16 protein-coding genes are annotated in these 25062 nt (G+C 48.0%); 6 read left to right on the top strand and 10 right to left on the bottom strand.

Features of this window, described 5'->3' with window-relative positions; genetic code table 11:
- The first annotated feature begins 17 nt into the window (after window positions 1-17).
- The gene (locus DF182_RS30180) at window positions 18-1070 is read left to right on the top strand and encodes an NAD(P)H-dependent flavin oxidoreductase (protein ID WP_113619473.1); all 1053 of its coding nucleotides are present in this window, start codon (window positions 18-20) and stop codon (window positions 1068-1070) included.
- Between the two features lie 13 nt (window positions 1071-1083).
- Here DF182_RS30180 and DF182_RS30175 read toward each other — a convergent pair whose 3' ends face one another.
- From DF182_RS30175 to DF182_RS30160, 4 genes are read right to left on the bottom strand one after another with little or no spacing between them, the layout of a single operon-like run.
- Window positions 1084-1632 carry a putative glycolipid-binding domain-containing protein gene (locus tag DF182_RS30175; RefSeq protein WP_113619472.1) on the bottom strand — a complete coding sequence of 183 codons (549 nt, stop codon included), beginning with the start codon at window positions 1630-1632 and terminating at the stop codon, window positions 1084-1086.
- A complete protein-coding gene (locus tag DF182_RS30170; protein ID WP_113619471.1) occupies window positions 1629-3923 on the bottom strand; it encodes an FdhF/YdeP family oxidoreductase in 2295 nt (764 codons plus the stop codon). The genes DF182_RS30175 and DF182_RS30170 overlap by 4 nt, the downstream gene beginning before the upstream one ends.
- Window positions 3924-3982: 59 nt before the next feature.
- Window positions 3983-4789 (bottom strand): formate dehydrogenase accessory sulfurtransferase FdhD, encoded by an 807-nt coding sequence (gene fdhD, locus DF182_RS30165; RefSeq protein WP_113619470.1) that lies wholly within the window; start codon window positions 4787-4789, stop codon window positions 3983-3985.
- Between the two features lie 8 nt (window positions 4790-4797).
- Complete coding sequence (locus DF182_RS30160) at window positions 4798-5808, bottom strand: NADP-dependent oxidoreductase (protein WP_113619469.1); 1011 nt, start codon at window positions 5806-5808, stop codon at window positions 4798-4800.
- A 139-nt stretch (window positions 5809-5947) separates the two neighbouring features.
- Here DF182_RS30160 and ypfJ point away from each other — a divergent pair, with 139 nt between their 5' ends.
- Window positions 5948-6799, top strand: coding sequence for a KPN_02809 family neutral zinc metallopeptidase (ypfJ, locus tag DF182_RS30155; protein ID WP_113619468.1), 852 nt, complete (start codon window positions 5948-5950; stop codon window positions 6797-6799).
- A 350-nt stretch (window positions 6800-7149) separates the two neighbouring features.
- Here the strand turns inward: ypfJ and DF182_RS30145 are convergent, their stop codons facing one another.
- Window positions 7150-8904 (bottom strand): ABC transporter ATP-binding protein, encoded by a 1755-nt coding sequence (locus DF182_RS30145; RefSeq protein ID WP_113619466.1) that lies wholly within the window; start codon window positions 8902-8904, stop codon window positions 7150-7152.
- 530 nt (window positions 8905-9434) lie between these two features.
- Between DF182_RS30145 and DF182_RS30140 the strand changes: the two genes are divergently transcribed.
- Entirely contained in the window at window positions 9435-10979 is a 1545-nt protein-coding gene (locus DF182_RS30140) for a S8 family serine peptidase (RefSeq protein WP_113619465.1), read from the top strand.
- 247 nt (window positions 10980-11226) lie between these two features.
- On the opposite strand, the gene qhpG is transcribed toward DF182_RS30140, so the two are convergent.
- The 4 genes from qhpG to DF182_RS30120 are packed head-to-tail and all read right to left on the bottom strand — an operon-like array spanning window position 11227 to window position 18000.
- A complete protein-coding gene (qhpG, locus tag DF182_RS30135; protein WP_161964318.1) occupies window positions 11227-12786 on the bottom strand; it encodes a flavin-dependent monooxygenase QhpG in 1560 nt (519 codons plus the stop codon).
- Window positions 12698-14083: a radical SAM/SPASM domain-containing protein gene (locus DF182_RS30130; RefSeq protein WP_245957605.1), complete on the bottom strand. Its 1386-nt coding sequence runs from the start codon at window positions 14081-14083 to the stop codon at window positions 12698-12700. The genes qhpG and DF182_RS30130 overlap by 89 nt, the downstream gene beginning before the upstream one ends.
- Entirely contained in the window at window positions 14080-16479 is a 2400-nt protein-coding gene (locus tag DF182_RS30125) for a hypothetical protein (protein ID WP_211327249.1), read from the bottom strand. Before DF182_RS30125 ends, DF182_RS30130 begins: the two co-directional genes overlap by 4 nt.
- Window positions 16480-16503: 24 nt before the next feature.
- A complete protein-coding gene (locus DF182_RS30120) occupies window positions 16504-18000 on the bottom strand; it encodes a ferritin-like domain-containing protein (protein WP_113619462.1) in 1497 nt (498 codons plus the stop codon).
- A 309-nt stretch (window positions 18001-18309) separates the two neighbouring features.
- Here DF182_RS30120 and DF182_RS30115 point away from each other — a divergent pair, with 309 nt between their 5' ends.
- Window positions 18310-18876, top strand: a complete 567-nt coding sequence (locus DF182_RS30115; RefSeq protein WP_113619461.1) for a DUF4256 domain-containing protein — start codon at window positions 18310-18312, stop codon at window positions 18874-18876.
- Window positions 18877-18986: 110 nt separating this feature from the next.
- Complete coding sequence (locus DF182_RS30110) at window positions 18987-20201, top strand: family 16 glycosylhydrolase (protein ID WP_113619460.1); 1215 nt, start codon at window positions 18987-18989, stop codon at window positions 20199-20201.
- A 121-nt stretch (window positions 20202-20322) separates the two neighbouring features.
- On the opposite strand, the gene katG is transcribed toward DF182_RS30110, so the two are convergent.
- Window positions 20323-22602 carry a catalase/peroxidase HPI gene (gene katG / locus DF182_RS30105; protein ID WP_113619459.1) on the bottom strand — a complete coding sequence of 760 codons (2280 nt, stop codon included), beginning with the start codon at window positions 22600-22602 and terminating at the stop codon, window positions 20323-20325.
- Window positions 22603-23897: 1295 nt separating this feature from the next.
- On the opposite strand from katG, the gene DF182_RS30100 reads away from it, so the two are divergent.
- Window positions 23898-24521: a response regulator transcription factor gene (locus DF182_RS30100; RefSeq protein WP_113619458.1), complete on the top strand. Its 624-nt coding sequence runs from the start codon at window positions 23898-23900 to the stop codon at window positions 24519-24521.
- Window positions 24522-25062 lie beyond the last annotated feature (541 nt).

The following is a 25062-nucleotide window of genomic DNA, read 5'->3' as shown; positions in this document are numbered from 1 at the left end:
ACGGAAAAACATTACATATGGAATCAAACAGACTTACAACACTGCTTAATATCCGTTATCCCTTTGTACAGGCTCCTATGCTGGGGATCACCACACCTGCAATGGTAGCCGCGGTAAGTAATGCAGGCGGGCTGGGATCGCTTCCTGTGGGTGGATTGCCTCCCGAAAGAGTGACGGCACTTATACGGGAAGTGAAAACAATGACCTCCAAACCATTTGCAGTGAACCTGTTTACCTACGAGGAACCTGCATTGGACAATCCGACTGCTTTTCAGAAGATGCAGCAGTGGCTGCTTACTTTATACAAGTCCCATCATTTGATAACAGCCCCTGTTGTGTATGAAGATATCAGGATCTATTCGTACCGGGAGCAACTGCCAGCCTTGCTGGCGGAAGGGGTTTCTCTGGTGAGCTTCACTTTTGGAGTACCTGATGCCGCGGGTATCGCTACGTTAAAAGCGCATCATTGTAAGCTGATAGGTACTGCCACCTCTGTTGCGGAAGCACAGATATTGGAGAAAGCAGGAGTAGATGTGATTGTAGCGCAGGGGATCGAAGCGGGTGGTCATCGTGGTAGTTTCCTGGAAGGCCCTTTGCCCCAGGTAGGTACTATGGCACTGGTACCACAGATGGCTGATCGTATAAGCCTGCCCGTTATAGCGGCAGGTGGGATATCCGATCCGCGCAGTATCGCCGCGGCGTTTAGTCTGGGGGCAGCAGGTGTGCAATGTGGTAGTGTGTTTCTGAAATGTCAAGAGAGTGCGGCTACTCCTCATCATAAGGCGATGTTGTCTGGTATTGCTGATACCGGCACACGTCTGACCAGAGCGTTCTCCGGCCGATGGGCGAGGGGGATCCCGAATGTGTTGATGGATAGTATAGAAGCATCGGGGCTGGAAATAAATTCCTATCCTGTTCAGGATGCACTGACACAACCAGCGCGCAAGCTGGCCAAAGAACAGGATAACTCGGATTTTATTGTGATGTATGCCGGACAAGCCGCACAAATGGCCAGAGAATTACCGGCAGCCGTGATCATAGAAGAGCTGGTCGCCGGTATTCCGTTATAATGTCTGGAAACGATTAGTAAATGCGGGTAAAAATACCAGGATAATCCTTTACAATACCATGCTCATCGAGCGGAAGCTCTGCGCGGAAGCCACTGACCGGGTTTTCGTACAGGTACAAACGGTTGTCCAGTTTGGTATAGTACTGTGTTAATTTCTGCAACTCAAACTCCGGCAATTTAATGTAAAGCATATGGAGCGTCTTTTTCTCACCTTTTTCAAAATTCAGCCGGCGAACAGGTAATGTATTGGTAAAAGGAGTGAGAGATATATCGATATCTATACAGTTGTCAAAAGCATCTACATGATTTCCGTCTTTATCAAACCAATGGCCGTTAAGATCGGATGTCAGCTTTAATTCTGTGGATTCTATACCATTGCGCCGGATAAAAAAGGACGATACTTTCCAGTCAGTAGTGATTTCGATTTCGTACTGAATGCTGAATGGCTGTCCGTCGAGGCAGCCATTGATGGTGCCGTTTGCCTGCCTGTTGTGCTCATGATGTTTTACTGACAGAAATTCCGTTGCAGGCCATTTGGCGGCTTGCCATACTACTGGTCTCATATTTTGTTGTTGATGGTAGATGATTTTATTTTGATAATGACTCCCTTGGATACCGGCGTATTGCTCTTATCGGCTACTGTGTTTACCGGCACCAGTACATTGGTTTCGGGAAAATAGGTGGCCGTGCACCTTTCAGGTATATTATAGGCCACGATAATGAAACCATAAGCTGCTCTTTCCGTTTGCCCGTGGTAGTTATAGAGGTCTACCGTTTGCCCGGCAGAGAATCCACTGCTGCGTATATCCTCCGGATTCATAAAGATCACCCTGCGTTCGCTGCGTACTCCTCTATAACGATCGTCCAGGCCATAGATAGTTGTATTGAACTGATCATGGCTGCGTATGGTCATCATCATGAATTCGTCCGGCCCAAGTGGGTTTTCCGGCACATCGGCCACATTAAAATTAGCTTTGCCGGTATTGGTATTAAACTTACCCACTCTGGACCCGTTGGGGAGATAAAAGCCTCCCGGATTTCTTACGCGTTTGTTATAATTCTCAAAGCCTGGAATCACCTGTTCGATAGCATTCCGGATATAGTCGTAATGCAAAGCGTACTGTTGCCAGGGTACTTTACTTTGAGATCCTAGCAATGCTTGTGCCAGTTCGCAAACGATCAGGGGTTCGCTTTTCAGATGGTCGGATATTGGCTGAAGACTACCTTTTGACATCTGTACTACACCCATGGAGTTTTCGCAGGTCACAAACTGGGTTTCCTGCTGCTGGATATCTTTGTCGCTTCGGCCGAGGCAGGGAAGGATTAATGCTTCGCGGCCATGGACAATGTGGCTGCGGTTGAGCTTCGTAGAGACGTGTACGGTAAGGTCGCAATTGCGCAGCGCTTTTGCCGTATAGGTGGTATCAGGAGTCGCTGACAGGAAATTGCCCCCCATGGCAATAAATACTTTGGCATCTCCCTTATACATGGCATGGATGGCATTCACTACATCATAACCATGATGCTGCGGAGGTTTAAAGCCATATACTGTTTCCAGTTTTTGGAGGAAGGCAGGCGCTGGTTTTTCATAGATACCCATAGTTCTGTCGCCCTGAACATTACTATGACCGCGCACCGGGCAGGTGCCGGCGCCTGGTTTGCCGATACTGCCTTTGAGCAGCAATAGGTTGACAATCTCGCGGATCGTATCTACGGCGTTTTTATGTTGTGTGAGTCCCATTGCCCAGCAGGCAACGATTTTAGTTTTGTGCAGCAGGGCCGCGGCGGCTTCACGGATCTGCTCAGGTGAAATGCCGCAGGCCTGCGCCAGATCGGCCAGCCGATGTTGCCGCAGATGGGAGATATATGTATCGTATCCGGTAGTTTGCTCGGCGATGAAAGCGTTGTCGAATACTGTCCCCGGATTTTTTTCTTCTTCTTCCAGCAATAGCAGTGTAATGGCTTTCAACAGGGCCATATCCCCATTGATCTTTACTTGCAGGAATATATCGGTAAGCGGGGCTTTCATCTGCAACATGCCTTTCACCGTTTGCGGATTGAGGAAGTTGAGCAGACCCGTTTCCATTAGTGGGTTGACTGCGATAATAGTAGCGCCGTTTTCTTTGGCTTTCTGCAGTGCTGTAAGCATCCGCGGATGATTAGTCCCTGGATTTTGTCCAAGAATGATAATCACCTCAGCCTGATGGATATCTTCGAGGGTCACAGAGCCTTTGCCTATGCCTACGGCCTCTCCGAGGGCTACGCCGCTGGACTCATGGCACATATTGGAGCAGTCAGGCAGATTGTTGGTTCCATATTCCCGTACCATCAGCTGATAAAGGAATGCTGCTTCGTTGCTGGTACGGCCTGATGTGTAAAAGACTGCCTGGTCCGGAGATTCCAGCTGCCTGAGATGATCGGCAATTTTACCATAGGCGTCTTTCCACGAAACAGCAGTATAATGTGTTGCGCCCGGGGCCAGATACATGGGTTGGGCAATCCTTCCTTTTTTACCGATTTCATAATCTGTCAGCTCTCCCAGGGAAGCCACGCTGTTGGCCGCAAAGAAGGCCGGGCCCAGTTTCCGTGTGGTGGCTTCTTCAGCGATGGCCTTGGCACCGTTTTCACAGTATTCAGCAATTGGAGAGCGCTCATCGTCAGGATCCGGCCAGGCACAGCCCGGACAGTCAAAACCATGTTTCTGGTTTAACTGCAGTAAAGCTTTTGTACCCCGGAAGGCATTCATCGCCTCCAGGATATGTTTCATACTGGACCATACGGCTGGAATACCTGCCGCTACTGTAGGAGGCTTGGTTAACTTAAGCCCTGTGAATTTTACCGGATTTTCTTCCATAACCGCAACCGCTGATTTATTTGATTTTACTGACTCTCCTGATGTGCGAAGGTCGGTTTTTAAGTATAAATATTAAACCGCTCTTCCTTTAAAAAACCTATCAGGGTTATGTTCCAGGCAGCGGCCATTTTTACGGCCATGCCGGAGGGGGCGCCGATAGCAGCAATTACTGGAATGGCGGCCATGGCAGCTTTCTGGATAAGTTCAAAACCGGCCCGGCCACTCAATAAGAGCAGGCTTTCGTGCAGGGGTAACCGTTGTTCCAGGGCGGCGCCGATGATTTTATCGACAGCATTGTGCCGGCCAATATCTTCATGCAACAAAACGATTTGTCCTTCCTGGTTAACAAGGGCCGCAGCGTGCAGTCCGCCGGTATGCCTGAATATCGCTTGTTGCTCTCTCAGTTGCTGTGGTAGCGGATAAAGGAGTTCGGCCGGAAAATGAGGCCGGGTTTTACCGCTGTTAACGGGTACGCCTGTATGAATATCCGTGATGGAAGATTTACCACATACGCCGCAGGCGGCGGTGGCCTGAAAATTACGCTGACTATGGTCGAGAGAAGGGATGGCCTGTTCCTTCAGGAAAACAGTAGCTACGCTTCCGTTGGTAGTATCCGACAAGGTGATTTGATGTATGTCGGCGACCTGTGGGATGATACCTTCTGTGAACAGGAAACCAGTGGCCAGTTCCTTATCCTGGCCAGGTGTGCGCATAGTAACAGCAATGTTCTGCTGACGGCGGTTATGGGTAGGGCCATGTATCAGTCTTATCTCCAGTGGCTCTTCGGCAGCCAGTATATCTTCGGTGTTTGTAACACCGGCTGCCGTTACTTTTTTTATACGTGTGTGAACAACAGCTTTTGTCATACCTAAATTTACACTTTCACAATCATCTTACCACTGTTTTTGCCGGAAAATAATCCCAGCAGGGCAGTAGGCAGCTGATCAAAACCTTCTACGATCGTTTCGGTGAATTTTATTTTTCCAGTTTTTACCCATTCACCCAGTTGTTTGATGCCTTCCTGATAGCGGGCTGCATAGTTGCCGATGGTAAAGCCCTGCATTAAAACGCTGAACTTGATAAGTGTAGGCTGTACACGCGGTCCCATGGGTATTTCAGTGCTGTTGTAAAGCGCTATTTGTCCACATACCGGTATACGGGCAAAAGGGTTCAGGTGATACATCACTGCATCGGAGATCTCTCCGCCTACATTATCGTAATAGATGTCTACACCGTTGGGACAGGCGGCACCAATAGCGGCTGTCATGTCCGGATTGTTTTTGTAGTCGATGGCAGCATCGAAATTAAATTCGTCGGTTAGCATTTGTACCTTCTCCGCACCGCCGGCGATGCCCACCACGCGACAACCCTGTATTTTGGCTATCTGCCCGGTTACCAGACCAACAGCGCCGGCAGCACCGGATATCACCACTGTTTCGCCGGCTTTGGGCTTGCCTATGTCCATCAGTCCAAAATACGCGGTCAGGCCGGGCATACCCATCACGCCCAGGTAGTAGGTGGGTGGGATGCTACTATCAATTTTACGCAGATGATCACCAGAGAAGATACAAGCCGTTGCCCAAGGGAAGAAGTTCTTACCATTGGAAGGCATTACCAGGTCGCCTTCCCGGAAGCGGGTATCTTTACTTTCGACTACTGCGGCTACTCCGCCGCTTTCTATCGGTTCCTGTATTTTAAAAGGCGGTATATAGGATTTTTCATCCTGCATCCTGCCGCGCAAATAAGGATCTACGGAAAAGTATACGGGCTTTACCAGTACTTCCCCTTCGACGGGCGCAGGGAGCTCAGCGCTTACTGTCTTAAATGTATCAGAGGAGGGCATCCCTTTCGGTCTGTCGTTGAGTAGTATCTGTTGTATTTTCATGATGAAAGTGGTTTATTCTTTTAAACGGGCAAAATCAACTTTTGTTTAACAGTGGGCTCTTCCTGTTGTCTATGCTAGGAATTATCCCGTAAAAATGTATTTTCGGGTTACAATTAAAACCACTAAACCCTAACTGTCTATGCGTTTGGATGATGAAAGATTAAGTGACAATGTCGAGAAGCGTTCCGGTGGCGGAACGCGTACACTGATTGGCGGCGGTATCGGCGGCGTCATTGTAATCGTGCTGGCACTGTTGTTTAAACAGGACCCTAATCAGGTAAATCAGGTACTCCAGCAGGTACAAGGCCCCGGTCAGACCGAGCAGGCTGAAAAACTGACCAAGGAAAATGCCTCTGCTATTGAATTGTTTTCTTCTAAAATACTGGCCAGCACAGAAGATGTATGGCAGGAAGAATTCAAAAGTATGAATATGCGGTATGTGCCACCTAAAATGGCATTGTTTACCGATGCTACCACTTCAGGCTGTGGTGCTGCTGAATCGGCGATGGGGCCGTTTTATTGTCCTGCAGATAAAATGGTATATCTGGACGTATCCTTCTTCAAAGAGCTGGAACAGCGTTTTGGCGTGAAAGGTGACTTTGCCAAAGCCTATGTGATTGCGCATGAAGTAGGCCACCACGTACAAAATCTGCTGGGCATCAGCCGTAAAGTACAGGCTATGCGCAGCCAGCTGAGTGAAAAAGAGTACAACAAGCTGTCTGTGAAACTGGAACTGCAGGCCGACTTCCTCGCAGGACTCTGGGCCAATCACGCACAGAAAATGCGTAACATCCTGGAGGCCGGTGATATTGAATCCGGACTGAACGCCGCCAGTGCAGTGGGTGACGATAAACTGCAACAGGCCGGTATGGGCCGTGTAGTGCCGGACGCCTTTACACATGGTACTTCTGAACAACGAATGTTCTGGTTTAAAAAAGGCTACGATACCGGAGACCTGTCACAGGGTGATACCGGAATAGGATTGAAATAATGACCCCGTCATAAGAGAGAAGCCCCCTGGTGTATATACCGGGGGCTTCGCTGTTGAAGGGGAATGCTGTTTTGGGAAAATGTTTCCTTTTGCTGCCTTACATAAGCCTGCATCACCAAACCAGTTCTTTTAAACCCTTCAAACGTGGCTTCCAGCGGTTGGGTGTGGAACTTCAAAACAGACTTGAAACTTTCTGATGTAACCCTATGAATGAACTCAGGTAAGGAGTTGCCGGCGAACTGTAGGCCGGAAGAGTTATCCATAGACTATACAATTGAAGAAAAGATTAATACACCACTGATCGTTGTCAAGGCAGCTGCCAATCAATTTTTGTTTTGAAACGTATATGATTATTGCGTGAACTGCATTTCACACAAATTCCGATACAGGCCATAGTCGATGTTGACGAGTTCGTGATGTGTACCTTCTTCTACGATAGTACCTTTGTCAATTACGATGATTTTATCAGCCTGCCGGATAGTGGCGAGCCGGTGCGCAATTACAATAGAGGTGCGACCTTCCATTAATTTATTCAGAGCGTCCTGAACGAGCTTTTCGGACTCTGCGTCGAGGGCGGACGTAGCTTCATCAAGAATGAGTATACGTGGTTCTTTCAATACAGCACGCGCGATGGCAATACGCTGACGTTGCCCGCCGGAGAGCTGCATACCTCTTTCACCCACTATGGTATGGAGACCCATAGGGAGGCGTTCTATAAACTCCCAGGCATTAGCTTTTTTTGCAGCTTCAATGATTTCATCTTCAGTGGCGTCTTCTTTGCCATAGGCTATATTTTCAAGGATGGTGCCGCCAAACAGAAACACATCCTGTGGTACGGTGGCCATTTGGGAGCGGAGCGCTGACAAAGGGAACTGATGACTATCCTTGTTGTCAAAGTAGACATGTCCTCCGGAAGTATCGTACAGGCGTAACAGTAAGGATACGATCGTACTCTTGCCGGCCCCGCTGGGGCCTACCAGCGCCACTTTCTGGTTGGCATTGACATGAAGGGACATCTTCTTTAGAACGGGTATATCCTCTCTGCCGGGATAACTGAAGGAGACATTCCTGAAACTGATGTTTCCCTGCAATATATCTTCGGGAGCGATGCTGCTGACAGGTAACAGCGGTTCGGCTGGTTCATCAAGTATAGCAAAAAGGTTTTCGGTAGCACCGATGCTTTTTTGCAGGGAAGCATATATTTCTGTCAGGCTGCCGATGGAGCTGCCGATGAAAACAGAATATAAAACAAAGGAGAATAGTTTGCCGGTATCCAGCCCGATGATGGCGCCTCTCCAGATGACGGCCACCAGTGCGCCGAAAATACCCATGATGACAAAGGAGGATAAGGCAGCGCGGTATTTCCCGTTTTGAATGCCGATGTTTGCTGCTTCATCGGTCCTTTCCCGGTAACGTCTCATCTCTCTGAATTCATTTGCAAAAGCCTTTACACTGAAAATACCCTGCAGTGTTTCTTCTACCACCGTACTGGAAGCGGCTATCTGGTCCTGCACCTTTTTGGAGAAGTGCCGGATAGAATGTCCGAAGATTACGGCAACGATCACCATCACAGGCAGTATGGCCAGCATGAATATAGTAAGGTTGATAGAAGTGAGCATGAGAAAGATGAGCCCACCGACGATGGTTAGCAGCTGACGGATAAATTCGGCCAGGGTGGTGGTGAATGTTTCCTGTAGCAGCGTGATGTCTGAAGATATTCTACTGTTCAGTTCTCCCACCCGCCGGGTAAGGAAAAAATGCATGGGCAGCTGAATCAGGTGATTGTATATGGTTTGCCGCAATGTGGCCAGCGCCTTTTCCGCAGCTTTTACAAAGAGAAAGGTCCTGAAAAAAGAGCTGATAGATTGGATGGTTAACAATCCCAGTAATATGAGGCCCGTTACATTGATAGAACGCATATTGTCCTGTTTGCTGGCATCGATTAAGCGTCCTAGCATCTCAGGGAACGCCAGTCCGGCCAGACTTGAAGTGACCAGGAATAGCAGGCCTGCTGCGATGGTAGCCCAGTAAGGCTGCAGATATTTAAACAAACGCAGTGATCTGGAGATGTCTTTTTTGTTATGGGTTAAAGAGGGCAAGGTCATTGATAAAGATTGGATGATGTAAAAGGGTTTCAGAGATGCTGCGGTCAATAAGTTGCTGAATGAATCAAATGGGGGAGAGCATTGCAGCATAAGGTTTAGCAGCAGACGGGAAATTAATTATAATTTTATTTTCTGCCATAAAAATTACCTTATTTCCACATTGAAATTAATTTATGGATAACGGAAATAAATTAATTGACAGGAATGGAGCTGTAGGTGCGAATACCCGACAGTATTGTGTATCAGGTGTTCTTGCTGAGCTGTCGTTTCACTGACCGTAAGTGATATTACTACTTTTGATGTTGTGTCAATCTTAATTTTTTTTTCGGATTAAATATGTTTACTAAATTAGAACTACTATAAGGTATATAGGAGTATTTATTCAGATGATATTATTCCCTCAACGAACTTCATATCCTTATATAATGTCAACGTTGTAACCCAGGCATCTCTTATATTTCCATTAACACGATGATTGAAAAACCTCTGATTATTCCATTTTAAAACTTTGTTTACCTTAAAATTTATTCATGAAAAACTCCAACTTTTTTGCAGCCTGTATTCTTGTCGCTGTCGTTGTTTCCTGTAACAGACAGGAAGCGCCTTTGAACCCGGGCCGTGTCCAGGAAAACCCCAAAGAAGTAATGCCAAAATCTGCCATCAATGCATTGGTAAATGAACAACTCCGCCAGAATAGCCGTTTCAACTGGAAAATGGTAGACGATAAGGCACTATGGAGTGCCCTGGTACAGGGAGATAGTGTTTTAGCAGTCGGTTACCAGGCAGCCGGTGTGAGCAACCTGGAGGCAACTATTGACAAAATAGATATCCATAGCGAATCCTGGACCACTGCGAGACAAAACGTTTTAAACCTGATCCTGGATAATGAAAAAGCTACGGGGGCGAGTGTCAAATCCCTCATTACCTATGAGGCTTCCAAACTGCCTGTATTTTATGTGAAAGCCAGCCATTTGTCTACTGTAAAGGCATTGCGTGCATCCGGACTGGTACGTTATGCCGAACCTTCCAGCTATGCCAAATATATGAATGATGGCCAGTTAGCGAAGGGGCGGTCTGGTCCGTTCACAGAATCCAATCTGCTTACTTTTGGTTGTGATGCTAATCTGCCTAAACCCTCTCTGGTAGAGGGATCAGACTATGTTAATATTACGCCTGGAGCCAAACAGTCCTGGAACTATGTACTGCAAGGTATTCCGCAGGCATGGACCCAATCTACCGGCAGTAATGTAAAAGTGATGTTGATAGATACCGGTGTTAGCCCCGATCAGGCCAACCTGGGCAGCGCTTTTAATCAGGGTGTTTCCAGCGGTAGAACCATAGAAAAAATTGCAACCTATCCAGGAGGAACACCCGCAGACGTATGTGGACACGGAACCAAGATGGCAGGCGTTATTGCGGCACCCAGAGGAGTGAATGGCAGTAGTGCAGGTATTGCCTACAACTGTAACCTGCTGACGGTTCATGCAGCAGAAAATGTGGTGATTTTGTCGTCTGAATCAACGCAGGGTATTTCGGACGCTTATGTATTAGGCGGTGACAATGCTGCTGTGAAGATCATCAGCATGAGCATGGGCACCATCTTCGAAGCAGGCCAGATCACAGACGCCGTGAACTATGCCAGCAACAAAGGTAAACTGCTGTTCTGTGCTGCTGGTACCAGCAACTCCTTTTTCGGTCCTTTGCTGGGTGTGGTATATCCTGCTTACCTGCCTTCCGTACTGGCGGTGACAGGTGTTACGGAAAGTATTACTACAGCTTGTGAAGACTGCCACACCGGTTCACAGGTAGCCTTTACCGTTATCATGGAAAAAAACGGCACCCGCAGAAATCCACTCACGACTACTGCTACCGGTAATGATCCTAACACTGTAGGTGGCTCTTCTGTGGCAACTGCCAGCGCAGCAGGTATTGCGGCACTGGTATGGAGTAAATATCCCAGCTATCCGAAAGACAGCATTGTAGCGAGAATGAAACGTGCTGCCAGCAATTATCCTAACAGAAATTCCAAACTGGGATGGGGTTATGTGAATGTTGCTCAGGCTGTTGGTAACTAGTCACGGGTTCCCGATTATTGGTTGATGGAAATAAACATGTAAATAAAGGACGTACCTGTAAAGGGTACGTCCTTGCCTGTTTGGGCTGCTATTATCGTTTGCAGATCTTCCTGGGGCAGGTAAGTCCGTTTTGAATGATTGTGCAATCTTGTGAAATAGTTCCTTTGATTTTGAAAAGCGCAGCGGGGTAGTAACGCAGGCGATGATGACAAATATATGTATTAGAATAATGATAGTTGCCAGGGCCTCAGTCTTCGCAGAGAATCTGTTTCTCCCAGAGTAATATCACCATTTGAGCAGCTAATTCGGGAGGGACCATCTGTTTCCATCTTAATACCAGCTGCCCGAAATTATCGGTCTCTTTTGCCACCTGGATAAGCGGTAGTATGTCATTATTACCCAGGAAGGCAATTTCTTGCTCCAGATTGGGATGATGTATGGCTGTTTTTAGTTCCACACAGTTATCGATTACGCAGGGTGTTTGTTTATAGGAGATGGCTGAAGAGAGATGCATTTTTTTATGCCATAGATAGGCCAGCGCTTGCGGGACAACTGTTTTTTGTTCAGGAGATGATAATGGACGATGATCGTATTGTGTCATTGATGTTTCCAGTTGGGCGGCGAAGTGGGTGGGCGGTTGCTTTAAAACCGGCATGGCTGCTCTTGATTTCCAGAAGGGGTAAGTTGGGCCGGGCCATGCTTCCGCATAGTACTGTGTTGTCCATCTGGTATGATTAACGGCTGCTGTTATTAACCGGCTTTCATAAAATTCCTGTGCCAGTTCGGTGGTTCCTTTTTTCAGAATGGTATTGATGGCAATGGCTGCCTGCATAGAAAGGCGCATGGCTTTCTCCACGCCGGTAGAAGAAAGCGGATCGATGGCGAAGGCTGCTTCTCCGAGCTGTATGCGGTTATGCAGCCATGGCTGCTGGTGTATGTAGCTGAAGACGTTACAGGTTTGTAGGGATGATAGCAAGCCTTTATCAAGAGCTGGTTGAAACAGCTGGGCTTTCTCCAGTAGCTGATGATAAGCCTGTATAGCAGTTTGTTGCCGAACCCACTGCGGATCGGCAAAGGCCAGGATTCTATAACGGCCGTCATGCAGGGGAGAGCCCCACAACCAGCCATGGGGGACTGCTTCCACGCAGGTGGCGGCGGGCATGCTATCAGCGCTGGTATAGGCCCACATGCCCAGCATAGGAGGAGCGGTAAGCAGGCGTTGTTGTAGCCGGATTCCTTTTCTACCACGGGCATCCAATAGGAATAGTGCAGAAATATTTTGTACGCCCTTCAGATGCCGGATGGTGACCTGCCAGGTATTTCCCTGGTAGGTACTGCCTTCGTACCGTGCGGGCTGAAATAAAATGAGTCCCCGGGCTACGGCAAGGTCTAGCAGCGCTTTGTCCAGGCGGCCACGGTCTACCATCAACCCATGGCCACGGGCTTGTATATCTGGTTCCGGTTTGTTCCAGATAACCTGTGCAGGGAGCTGGTGTAAACAGTGGTCCTGTTGCAGTAGTGGTGCGGCATCCAGGTAATCAAAAATATTCCGGATGCCGGGAGAAAGTGATTCCCCTATCTGCGGCCGGGGAAATGTTTCACGTTCTATCATCGCTACACGATGTCCCATGGAAAGCAAACGTAAAGCGGCGCAGGTGCCCGCAGGACCTGCGCCGAGAATGAGTATGTCGTAGGTGTGCATGCAGGTAAAATGGCTTTTAACGATACCACTGCGGGGCCATCCGGGATATTCTTTCGTGGGCCTGGATGGTGTAGTGTAACCATCCCCGTATATAGTTGCAGGCATGCCGGCCTTTTTCCAGCACCTCATGATGACAGCCGCCGCCACACAGGTATTTAGCCCAGCAGCTGTTACAGGGTGACTGCTGGTGTACATGCCTTGATGCCAGCCAGTTGTTTTGCAGTGTTGCATCTACACCGTCGTGGATATTGCCCATGCTCCCGGCTTCCTCGTTCACAAAACGGTGACAGGCAAACAGTCCTCCATCGGCGGATACGCCCATATATCCGGCTCCGGCCCCGCAGGGATAGGGACGGTGAGTGCCTTTGGCAATTTCCTTCAAAGCGTTCACCATATTGAGGAAGGGGAAACGTTTGTCCTGTATGACGTGTTGTTCAAAAAGCAGTCCGCAGGCAATCATCTCTTCCAGCATCTTTTCCAGGTCTCTTCCGGTCATTTCATCGCGGCCGTTGGAGGAGCGCAACAGCGGAGAAAACCCTACGCTGTGAAAACCCATATTAACGAATGCCATCAGGGTGTCCGGAAGCTGATGCTGTGCAGGCGTTACCGTTACCCGGGCAGATACCTGCATACGCTTCTGGAGGGTGAGCAAGGGCTGTATCTTTTCTATGATCTGCGCGTAGGTGCCGGTACCGTTTTTCATCGGACGTTGTTTGTCGTGCTGCTCACCAATACCATCCAGACTGACCGTTACCGCAAAGCCATGTTCTTCAAAGAAGAGGGCATCATCGGGTTTGAGCAGGGTGCCGTTGGTGGTGAGGGAGAAGCTGACTTGTACGTTTTTCCTGGCAGCTGTTTCCGCTGCATAAACGGTAGCTTCCCGCAGCGACTTGCGGTTGATCAGTGGCTCGCCGCCCAGAAAGGTGACCTGAACTTTATCTCCGGCCACACGATCTTTCAGCAACAGATCGATGGATTGTCGGGCTGTTTCCAGCTGCATGTTTTTGGCCGGCCCGCCAAAGTCGCCCTGGTCGGCATAACAATAGGTGCAGCCCATATTACACTTTTGAGCAATGGCCAGTGAAAGTGCATGTACATCCGGACTTTTCAAGGGTACATCATCAATCAGCGGTGTGGTATCAATGCCCATCGATACCAGCTCCCGCTGTATAGCTGTTTCATCCTGCTGTGCGATGAGCTGTTTAAAACGTTGCTCCGTTTCCGTGGTAATTTTATGTAAGCGGCTGCCATTGGTTACCAGCAACTGCGTTTTGTCACCACCGGAAATGATATGTATCAGAGAAGAGCCAGGCATTGACTGCCTGGCTATCTGTGACGCCAGTTGAGTGGCGATCGTGTTTAAAGAAGAATGGTCTAACATGGAAGTAGTGACAGACATCATAAGGTCTTTTGAGGGTTGTTAATCGTGGTCGCTTCACTGGCGATGACTGCATCTTTCCCAATCGTTCCTACATCCATTTTTCCATCCACACCGAAGTCCATTGAGATTGGGGGACCGGCAACCACTGTTGCTCCGCTACTGGTAAGCGCATCTTTCCCTTTGACAATGAAGTTGAGTTCACCTTCCCAGTTCTGGAATAAATCATTATACGACAATAGCCTGGTGTCTACCCGGTTGTCAGGCACGTATTCGCCTGTACGACGTTTAGCCAGCCACATATCACCTTTGCTGAGGCCGTTCTCTCCTGGTTCTACATTCACATAGTCGGGACGGGTGGCAGCCCAGTAGTAACAGGCGCATTCGCGGTAGTCGTTTTGCCAGGGGGAACAAAGACCGCGGGTAAGTTCGCCCGGATTGAGGATGAGGTAAGGATCGATTTCAGCACCTTGCGCTTTGGGGTCGGTAAAGACTTTAGCCATCTGGGCTGTATATACCGGGTACTTTTGTGTATCCTTCTTTAGTTCGTCTTCCGTTACCAGAACAGGATACCAGGCAGGTTCCGGGGTAAATTGAAGATTGACAATATCTCCCTGTTTTATGTTAAGAGAGGCGATCAGGTTTGACCATTCCATGAATACGGCGCCATTGGGATTGTCGGTAGTAACAAGTGCCACATTGTCGCCACCAGGAAATACGGGACCTTCTCCTTTTACCATAGTGGGTTTTCCGTTGATACCTACCAGCCGGCGCCCGGAGACATCTATATTACCTTCGTGAGTTGCTCCTCTGATAACATAATTATCATTTTCACTCAGCACCAGACCGCTGAAAATATTGATCCATATATTTCTGAAATCCGATTCCAGTCCGGGGAAGCAGTTGGATATCGCGGACCGTGGGATGACGCTGTAAGGATTGCCTGGTGAACGATAATTTATTTGCGCGTGAAAATCATCCTTGTTGATGGAGCTGCCAGAGGGCGCTTTGGGGTCGCTGGTATTATCTGAAAACAGGGCATTGGCAGCAGCCTGGATAACGGTGTTGATCATACGCCAGGTGAGCGTGAGGGCACGTCCATCTGCGCCGCGCATGAGTCCGGGCATTTTGCGTCTTTCCTTATCAGACAAGTCACCTATCTTATCCGGTCTGCGCAAGGCATCGGCAAACCAGGCTGCCATGCCGGTGCTTAAGCCATTAAACACCCTTTCATGCAGGGTGCGGAGTGCGAGATTGTCTACCAGAGAATCGGCCATGATGGGTTCGTATAGCCGTCCCAGATCATTGGTGTCCTGGCGTACCATGGTGCTGGCCACATTCCATCTGCCATTGATAGGGTTTCCGTTCATCACACTGGTATTCATCAGTACGATGGATTCGAGCGCACGACGAACAATTTCTTCCGCTTCATCAATGGGTACGTTGTCATCTCTGTCTTTGCCCATCAGCACCTGCTCCAGTTCATCGGAGATGGTACGGACTGGCAATATGTCCGGCGCAAAAGCAGGAGGGCCGGCACATATCTTAGCCTGCGATTCAACAAACCCGCCGGGGATCACGATGTCCAGCCTTACCAGCCCATCACATTCATCATCTATATATCCCCAGCTACACTGATTGCCATCTTTATCAGAATAACCGGCGAATATCTGTGCAGGCATGGTGTAGTTGGGATTGAATGCTGGTCCCTCTTTATAGGTAGCCCAAGGCTTGGTGGGATCGTATATCACCTGGGAGTCATCAGTAATATTGGGATCAAGGGTAGCGGCCTGTCCTTCTGTTTTGATGCTGTATCTGGAGCAGCCATACACCTTCCCTGGTCCGGGCGTGTAACGCAGCCTTATCTGTGGGAATTCGGCGGTAGGCTGAATGAATTGAACGGTGCCGAGCGGTAGTGTCCTGCCCGAAATGAAATTATTACAACGTCCTTCTACCGGCTTAGGTGCAAAATCACGACCGCTTATCTTTACTTCTGCATAGATCGCATCATCATTATGACCTGTTCTGCGCTGGATTTTAAGGTTGCCCAGTCTGATTTGCCAGGAGATACCATCTATCGAAACGCCTGCCTGATCCAGCAGTGTGGTGGTCAACGGCTGCAGTATGTTCGGGTCCTGGTCAGTAATGGCAAAAACATCCAGGAAGGGCGCTACCGGGCGTATTTTCCCACTTTTGTTATTGATGTCTGTGACATCCTTGAAGATAATTTCCTTCGTGTCATCCAGGCTTATTTTGCCGGTGGAACGATCTACCATATAAGCCGGCCCGGGGATCATTTCGCGGAATCCCAGTGGCTGATCAGCAGGTATTTTCAGATCATACGGTGCCTGTGGAACAGCCGCAGATCCCAGCCTGGAGATGGCAAACGGAGGTAGTATTCTGATTGCGGTGATTTTCATGTTGTAGAATTTTGAGGTAAAAGATTATGCATTTACAGCGAGCATGTCCTGGATAATCTGAAACAGTTTGTCATCTGCTTCTTTTAATGAGTGAAGATAGCGCTGGTGGCTTATTTCAGGGTTCGACAGCATGGCCGTGATCAGTTTGCCCGAGGCCTGAATCAGATCTGCATGGGTGCGCCAGCGGTTATGCTCACCGACAGGCAGCTCCAGCGTGTAGGGGATCAGGAAGGGAGGTCCTGCCAGTTTATTGCCGATACCGGTTTTAAGCGGCAGCTTCACCATTTCGGAAGCAATGCTGCGCAGGTTATACATCTCACCGAAGGTGGAATTAATGATCAAACCTCTGGGGGTGACTGCTCCTGCTATGTTTAATCCATCTGCCAGTACAAAACTATGCGTGAGGAAATTGAGCAACATACGATAGCGGAGGTTAAAGAGATGTCCCCATTGCTGTGCAGTGGGATTGCTGATGACATCCCTTTCTTCATCGCTGCTCTGCCCTTCGGAAGGAGAGGAGCCAGGGTCCTGCACATCATCGCCAATGTATGGATTGATGGCTACATTTCTGGAAGGCTCGAGCTCCGGGTGCTCCTTGAGTAATTCCCGCATCTCTACATAGATGTTATAAAACCGGGTAAAGTGCGACGGATCATCGCCTGAATTGGTGGTGTCTTCCCCTTGTTCGGCAATAGCATTGAGTGCATTGTAGGCATCGTCTCTGCTGGCAAGCGGCATCACCAGTACGTCGGGGCTGCCGGTAGGACTGCCGTGGCGGACATTGCCTCTTGCACCTCCCTCATAACCCCGGCCCCATTCATCAAACTTGGCCTGGAAAGGGTAGGTGTTGGCCTGGAATACCTCATCACTGATAACGGTGGGGTCCTGTATCAGCTGTAGCAATACATGGAACAACGCACCTACTGTATTGGCATGGGGATCATCCTGCTGAACGGAATGAATGATCTCCTGTGCGATGGGGTCCGGGTTCACGAAGAAGGAGGCCGGAGCTTCCGCATACACGTATTTGGCGAGGGATTTAAGTGTGAGTGGTTCCAGTTTAAAAGGGAAAGGATAAAATGGGGTATCCCATGGATAGTCCTGCCTTTCGAAGTGGAGGGGCGCCCCGATAAGTTTCAGTACATTCTGTACAGACACAAAATGTCCCATTTCTTCTTTTGCAATACCCAATATGATTTCCTGCCATCTGCTGACGGTGTCCCGCTGGTCTGTCGGAACCTGCGGACCACCAAGACTATAGGCTGCATACAGGTATTGGATCATGAGTCCGTGTTCAATCTCTGCATCTATATGCAAGAGAAAGGTCACATAGTCTTTCCCGTTAAACTCCGGTGGAATAACGATTGTTTGGTCTTCTGATGGTGGTTCTTCATGCAGGAATGTCTGGAGACCTTCTTTGCCTCCGATGATGTTTTCGAGTCTGGGTAATACTGCCCGCTGGTCCAGTCTGCGGGCCTGTTTGAAAATCGGGCCAAGGAAACGTTCGTAGTTACGTTGCATGTTGTGGAGAGTTAATTTTTATTGATGGTTATGGTAAATGATTGGAATTACCGGGGGAGTGCTTGTTCAGAGGATATTTTGAGCGTGTCTGGGTGAATATAACAAATGTATTCCTGTTGGATACATTCATTGCAGATAAAATAAGTTCTTTTTTGTTAGATAGAAAAATTATTTTGTCTGTGTGTGCTTTATAGTTAGGATTCTTTACAGTTTTTGTTTAATTGTATATTTTGTGTATGTGTTAAGTTGGCTTTAATGAATTGTAATTTTTATCTTTATCAGGTTTAACAGCGATAAAATTCAGATAGCATGAACAGTCCTAAAATGAAGTTGTCTTCAGCGCAAGGAAAAGAGCTGATGAGTAACCTGAAAACCCGTTTTGAGAAAAACATGAATCGCCACAAAGGGCTTGAATGGGCTGCCGTGCAGGAAAAGCTGGAAGCCAATGCCGGAAAGCTGTGGTCACTCCATGAAATGGAAAGAACAGGCGGAGAGCCGGATGTTATTGGCTACGATAAAAAGACCGGTGAATATATCTTTTGTGATTGTTCAGTGGAAACACCTAAAGACCGCCGGAATGTTTGTTTCGACCGGGAAGCCCTGGATGCCAGGAAAACCCATAAGCCGGAAAACAGTGCCATGGATATGGCAGCTGCCATGGGCATCACCATTTTGTCGGAAGAGCAGTACCGGGAGTTACAGCAACTGGGCAGTTTTGATACGAAAACATCGAGCTGGATACAAACACCGGCGGAGATCAGAAAACTGGATGGTGCCCTCTTTGCCGACCGTCGTTATAATCATGTCTTTGTATATCACAACGGTGCCTCTTCCTATTATGCTGTCAGGGGCTTTCGTGGTCTGCTGAAAGTTTGATATATGCTGGCGTCAACTGTGGAGTAGTTACAGGAATTATTACGGATATTGAGGATATATGTAGCACCCTACGACATCACCCCTCATTCATCATAATAATTGCAAATTCCATGAAAGCAAAATTTTTAGTATTCCACGTTGGCGCGTTTTTGTTAGCCGCATTATCCTCCTGCAAAAAAGAAGTAAAAGAAAGTAACACCTTGCAGCCCCTTGATAGCAAGGCTGCTACTGCACAGGTGGCTGCCGCCGCATCCTACCAGCTGGTTTGGTCTGATGAGTTTAACGGCAGCGGTGTAGATGGGAGTAAGTGGCAGTTCGAAACAGGACCTAACACCAGTAACAACGAAAAAGAGTATTACCAGGCTGCCAATGCCACTGTCAGCAATGGTAATCTGGTAATTACGGCCCGTAAACAATCTGTGAACGGATGGCCGTACACTTCGGCCCGGCTCAATACGGCCGGTCGCTTCACCACTAAATACGGACGTATAGAGGCTCGTATCAAGCTGGCTTCCGGGCAGGGGCTATGGCCCGCCTTCTGGATGCTGGGCAATAATATCGGCTCTGTAGGCTGGCCCCAATGTGGTGAAATCGATATTATGGAACAGGTAAATACCAGCAACACCATTTATGGAACCATCCACTGGTTTTCCAACGGCCATGCATCCTACGGCGGCACTACAACTACCAGCATCACTGATTACCACGTATATGCGGTAGAGTGGGATGCCAGTTCTATCCGTTGGTTTGTGGATGGTACTCAGTACCATGTTGCCAATATCCTCAATGGTATCAATAATACCGGCGCATTTCACAATCCTTTCTTTATTATCCTCAACCTCGCTGTGGGCGGTGACTTTCCGGGACAAACCATCGATGAAAGCCAGCTGCCGGCCAGTATGTATGTGGATTATGTAAGGGTGTATTCCATGTCCAGTAGCGGTGGTAGTGCTCCCATTGGTTCTACCATTTCTCTGAAAGGATTTAATAACGCCTATGTGAGCAGCGAAAACGGTACCCAGGCTATGACTTGTAACCGTGCTGCTGCACAGGCCTGGGAACAATTTACGATAGAAGATGCCGGCGGTGGCAAAGTAGCCCTGAAGAGCATGGGTAAATATGTGTCCTCCGAAAACGGTCTGAACCCGATTACGTGTAACCGTACCAGTGTGGGCGACTGGGAGAAGTTCGACTGGGTGGTAAATACGGATGGTTCCATCTCCCTGCGTGGTAATAATGGGCTCTATGTTTCCAGTGAAAACGGAACACAGCCCATGACCTGCAACAGGGCCGCCATATCTGGCTGGGAAGCCTTCCGTTACTGATTTTCAAGACATGGGTGATGTGCAGCAGGTATCTCCGGGTACCTGCTGTTTTGTTTACGGAGCAGGTAGCATAAAAAAGCCCCCGTTACCGGAGGCTTTCTGCGATTATAATTGAGTATTATTATTTAGCCAGGTCAAACCTGTCCAGGTTCATCACTTTATTCCAGGCTGCTACAAAGTCTTTCACAAATTTGTCCTGCGCATCTGTACTGCCATATACTTCTGCAAGGGCTCTCAGTTCTGCATTGGAGCCAAACAGCAGATCAGCGCGGGTACCGGTCCATTTTGTTTTACCGGTATTGCGGTCGCTGCCTTCATACAGTTCCCTGTCTTCGGAAGTGGCTTTCCAGGCAGTGTTCATGTCGAGGAGGTTGATGAAGAAATCGTTGGTGAGCTGGCCCGGACGGGAGGTGAAAACTCCGTGCTGAGAACCGTCAAAGTTGGTGTTTAATACACGCATACCACCTAACAGTACCGTTAATTCAGGTGCTGTAAGTGTGAGCAGCTGCGCTTTGTCTATCAGCAACGCTTCGGTGGATACAGGGTATTTTGCTTTACGGTAGTTACGGAAACCATCACCCAGCGGCTCCAGATAACCGATAGATTCTACATCGGTTTTTTCCTGTGAAGCGTCCATACGGCCAGGTGTAAAAGGAACAGTGATAGCATGACCTCCGTCTTTCGCTGCTTTTTCAATACCTGCGGAACCTGCCAGTACAATGAGATCCGCCAGCGAAACCTTTTTACCATTTGATTGCGCAGCATTAAATTCTTTCTGGATATTTTCCAGTTTATCCAATACTTTCTGCAACTGTGGTGGATTGTTTACCTGCCAGAATTTCTGAGGCGCAAGGCGGATGCGGGCACCATTGGCACCACCGCGTTTATCGGAACCGCGGAAGGTGGAGGCAGAAGCCCAGGCGGTAGATACCAGTTCAGATACACTCAATCCGGAGGCCAGTACTTTTGCTTTCAGTGCAGCAATATCATTTTCATCTGCTAATTGATGGTCCACTGCCGGAATAGGGTCCTGCCAGAGCAGTTCTTCCTGTGGTACATCCGGGCCCAGATAACGGGCGCGCGGGCCCATATCGCGGTGCGTCAGTTTGAACCATGCCCGGGCAAAAGCATCTGCAAATTCATCAGGATGTTCCAGAAAACGTCTGGATATTTTTTCATAAACCGGATCCAGTCTTAAAGAGAGATCGGTGGTGAGCATAGTAGGCAAATGTTTTTTAGCGCCATCATATGCATCAGGGATAATATTTTCTGCGTCTTTGGCTACCCATTGATGTGCACCGGCGGGGCTTTTGGTAAGCTGCCATTCATAGCGGAACAGATTTTCGAAGAAGGCGTGGCTCCATTGAGTAGGCGTTTGGGTCCATATTACTTCCAGGCCGCTGGTGATGGTGTCGGGGCCTTTGCCGCTACCATAGCTGTTTTGCCAGCCCAGGCCCTGCATTTCCAGTCCGGCTGCTTCCGGTTCTTTGCCGACGTTGGTAGCTGGTGCGGCGCCATGGGTTTTACCAAAGCTGTGCCCGCCTGCTATCAGCGCGACGGTTTCTTCGTCGTTCATGGCCATGCGGCCAAAAGTATCGCGGATGTCCTTGGCGGCTGCGATAGGGTCGGGGTTGCCATCGGGGCCTTCAGGGTTTACATAGATAAGCCCCATCTGTACGGCAGCCAGTGGTTTTTCGAGGTTGCGGGAGTGGGTGCTGCCATCATTTTTTTCGTCTGATACCAGTACACCGTGGTTTTCTTCCACACCAGGCGAACCATTGGCATAACGCAGGTCACCGCCCAGCCAGGTGGTTTCTGCACCCCAGTAAACTGCTTCATCCGCTTCCCATACATCTTCACGTCCGCCGGCAAAGCCAAATGTTTTGAAGCCCATAGACTCCAGGGCTACGTTACCGGTGAGGATCAGCAGATCCGCCCAGGATATTTTACGTCCATATTTTTGTTTGATGGGCCAGAGTAGCCTGCGGGCTTTGTCGAGGCTTACGTTATCCGGCCAGCTGTTAAGCGGAGCAAAACGTTGTTGGCCTGCGCCTGCGCCACCGCGGCCATCACCTACTCGATAGGTGCCCGCACTATGCCATGCCATGCGGATAAACAAGGGGCCATAATGCCCGAAGTCGGCCGGCCACCAGTCCTGTGAGTCGGTCATGAGCGCATGAAGATCTTTTTTTACAGCTTCCAGATCTAGACTTTTAAAAGCTTCGGCATAGTTAAAATCTTCACCCATCGGGTTGGATAAAGACGAGTTTTGGCGCAGGATACTGAGCTTTAACTGATTGGGCCACCAGTCAGGGTTTCTGGTGCCGCCACCGCCAACATTGTTCTTCATGCTGCCATTATGAAACGGGCATTTACTGATGTCTTTTAATTCTTTTTCCATTTTTAAAAGTTTTGGGTACGGAATGAACTCATGCTTTTGCACCTGGTATTGTGCAGGCCGTAAAATTATGATATTGAAGATATAGTCATAATCAATTGATTCTATAATTTTATAGTCAAAACCTATTTTGTTGTAATTCGTCCTGGCCGCGATTCTGGGAAAATTGTTCTATTGATGCGGTGTTGTTATCTTATATAGCCGGTATTACAGCATTGAGCCTGTCCGTTTCTATCTGAAATAAATTACGCTTGTAAGCCACTTTGGAAGGATATATTCATTTGTGGGCATCGAAGCAGGCTGGCCAATACGGCCAGTCTGATCTCCCATTGCTATCATTGAAGGATGGAATCTTCTCCGCACACATGCACTACTGTTTTAATTCCAGGTCCTTGGGTCTCCTGTTCACAATATACTAAAAAGTTCAGGTTTATGTGCTGCTATTTGTTTTAAGTGATGGTTAATCAAACGCAGGCGTATTTCGCAGTGAGGATACCGATAATCAGGTGTTATTGCTATTCGTTTTTTATTAATCTGATGATTGTTTGCATAACTAACAGGTGTTTTTTATGGGTGCAGTATAGCAAACTTTGCAGTGATAATATTCACTTAACAGTAGTGACTTATTTCTGCTGAATTATGGTAGCAGGGGCGTCCATTATATTTCAGCCCATGCGGCTGCTGTGTAGGTAACGGTGATGAGTGCACGTAATGCAGAATATAAAAAAAAATGAATATTTTTTGTCCTGGTGCGGCTTGAAAAGAAATAGAATTACTAATTTTAGGCCGCAAAATATGAATGTAGTATTTTGCTGAAGCATAAATTGTTGACCTGGACAGGGATGTTTAATAATCTCTGGTACCGTGGAAACCAGTCTGGAGTAGCGTTTTCCCCATCCATCATCTACCTCCGGCGGACGAAATGCAGTAGCATGGACGCTCCTGTGTTAACACGGTTAAAGGCACGATAGTAAATTGAAATAAAACACCTCTCCGGTAATGCCGGAGGGGAATTGAGAGAACCCTTTTGTTATTACTATGAAAACTTCGACAATGTGTGGAAATACATGCTATTGTTTGATTTGGAAGAAAAAAGAGAAATACCCTCAGGTGATGGATGTTTGCCGTTACCTCATGCTATACACATATCCCGCTACATAATGTTGAATGCAGCCATGCTGCAGTACTGATGTTAACCCGGAGTTTTCACTGCCTGGTAAATTAAAATAATGGCCTCCATCCGTTTTGCCGCAAAAAAAAGGACGGATATAACCAGGGAAGTTTAATATGATAAATTTATGATTCGGATTATTACTGTCGATGATCATCCTATTGTACTGGAAGGTTTGAAGAACCTGCTCTTGAATGAACCGGATGTGGTCCTGGAAAAACAGGTCTCATCCGGGAAAGATACTTTACAGGCCCTGCGTGAATTTCAGCCGGATATAATCCTGCTCGATATTAATCTCCCAGACATCAACGGGATAGTGCTCTGCGGTGATATCAGAAAAACGTATAACCAGGTGAGTATTGTAGTGCTGAGCAACAGCAACGACAGAAATATCATATTGTCTGCGGTCGGGAATGGAGCCAGTGGATATATACTGAAAAATACCCCTATGGAAGAGATACCGGATGCTATCAGAAAAGTACATGGTGGCGGTATTTATTTCTGCACCGGCACCCAGAAGGTGCTCAATAATAAAGGCCCTGAACTGACCCTGCAGCTGCCTCATCTCACCCGCCGCGAGAAAGAGGTACTGTCATTAATCGGACAGGGGAATACCTCACAGGAAATCGCCTCGCAGCTGTTTATCAGCACTTATACGGTAGACGGGCACCGGAAGAAAATCATGGAGAAGTTCAAAGTCAACAGTATGGCGGCTGTCATAAAAATTGCCACTGAAAATAGTCTGATGTAGATCCCCCTAATTTCAGGGGTGTGAAAAACACCTGATTTGGGGATTGTCCTTTATACTTAGCTTGTATACTTTTGTAATCGTTTTTAGATCCTGAATTATTAAGCCTTATTGTAAAGGTACAGCGGTCACAAAATATAATCCCGGATGGGTACAGAGAACCCAGTATTTAAAAGATAGTAACAAAACGCCTCATGGTAGTAACAAAACGCCTCAATTACTATCATCAGGTTTGACCATTATATGAACAATTAAGGAACCCTTATCATTGTCTACTCCGCCCATGATAGTGATAGCGTGAGAAAACCCGTATAATTAACTATCCAAAACACATTTCTTATGTCAATGAATCAACGCGCTTAGAGTATTGCATAAACCCTTCCTGCAGGTCATCGCCGTATTTGGAAACATGCTCACGGTTTCAGCATCACTGGCTGTCCCGACGGGAATTCTTTTGCATTAACAACAAAATTCTATCCGGTTATTCTGTCCTTCCTGTATCAGGAAACGGGAATCTTATTGCCTCTGTCATCCGTATTTCTAA

Origin of the sequence: Chitinophaga flava (genome assembly GCF_003308995.1) — a bacterium.
Classification (GTDB): Bacteria; Bacteroidota; Bacteroidia; order Chitinophagales; family Chitinophagaceae; genus Chitinophaga; species Chitinophaga flava.
This window is presented reverse-complemented; position numbering and strand designations above follow the sequence as displayed.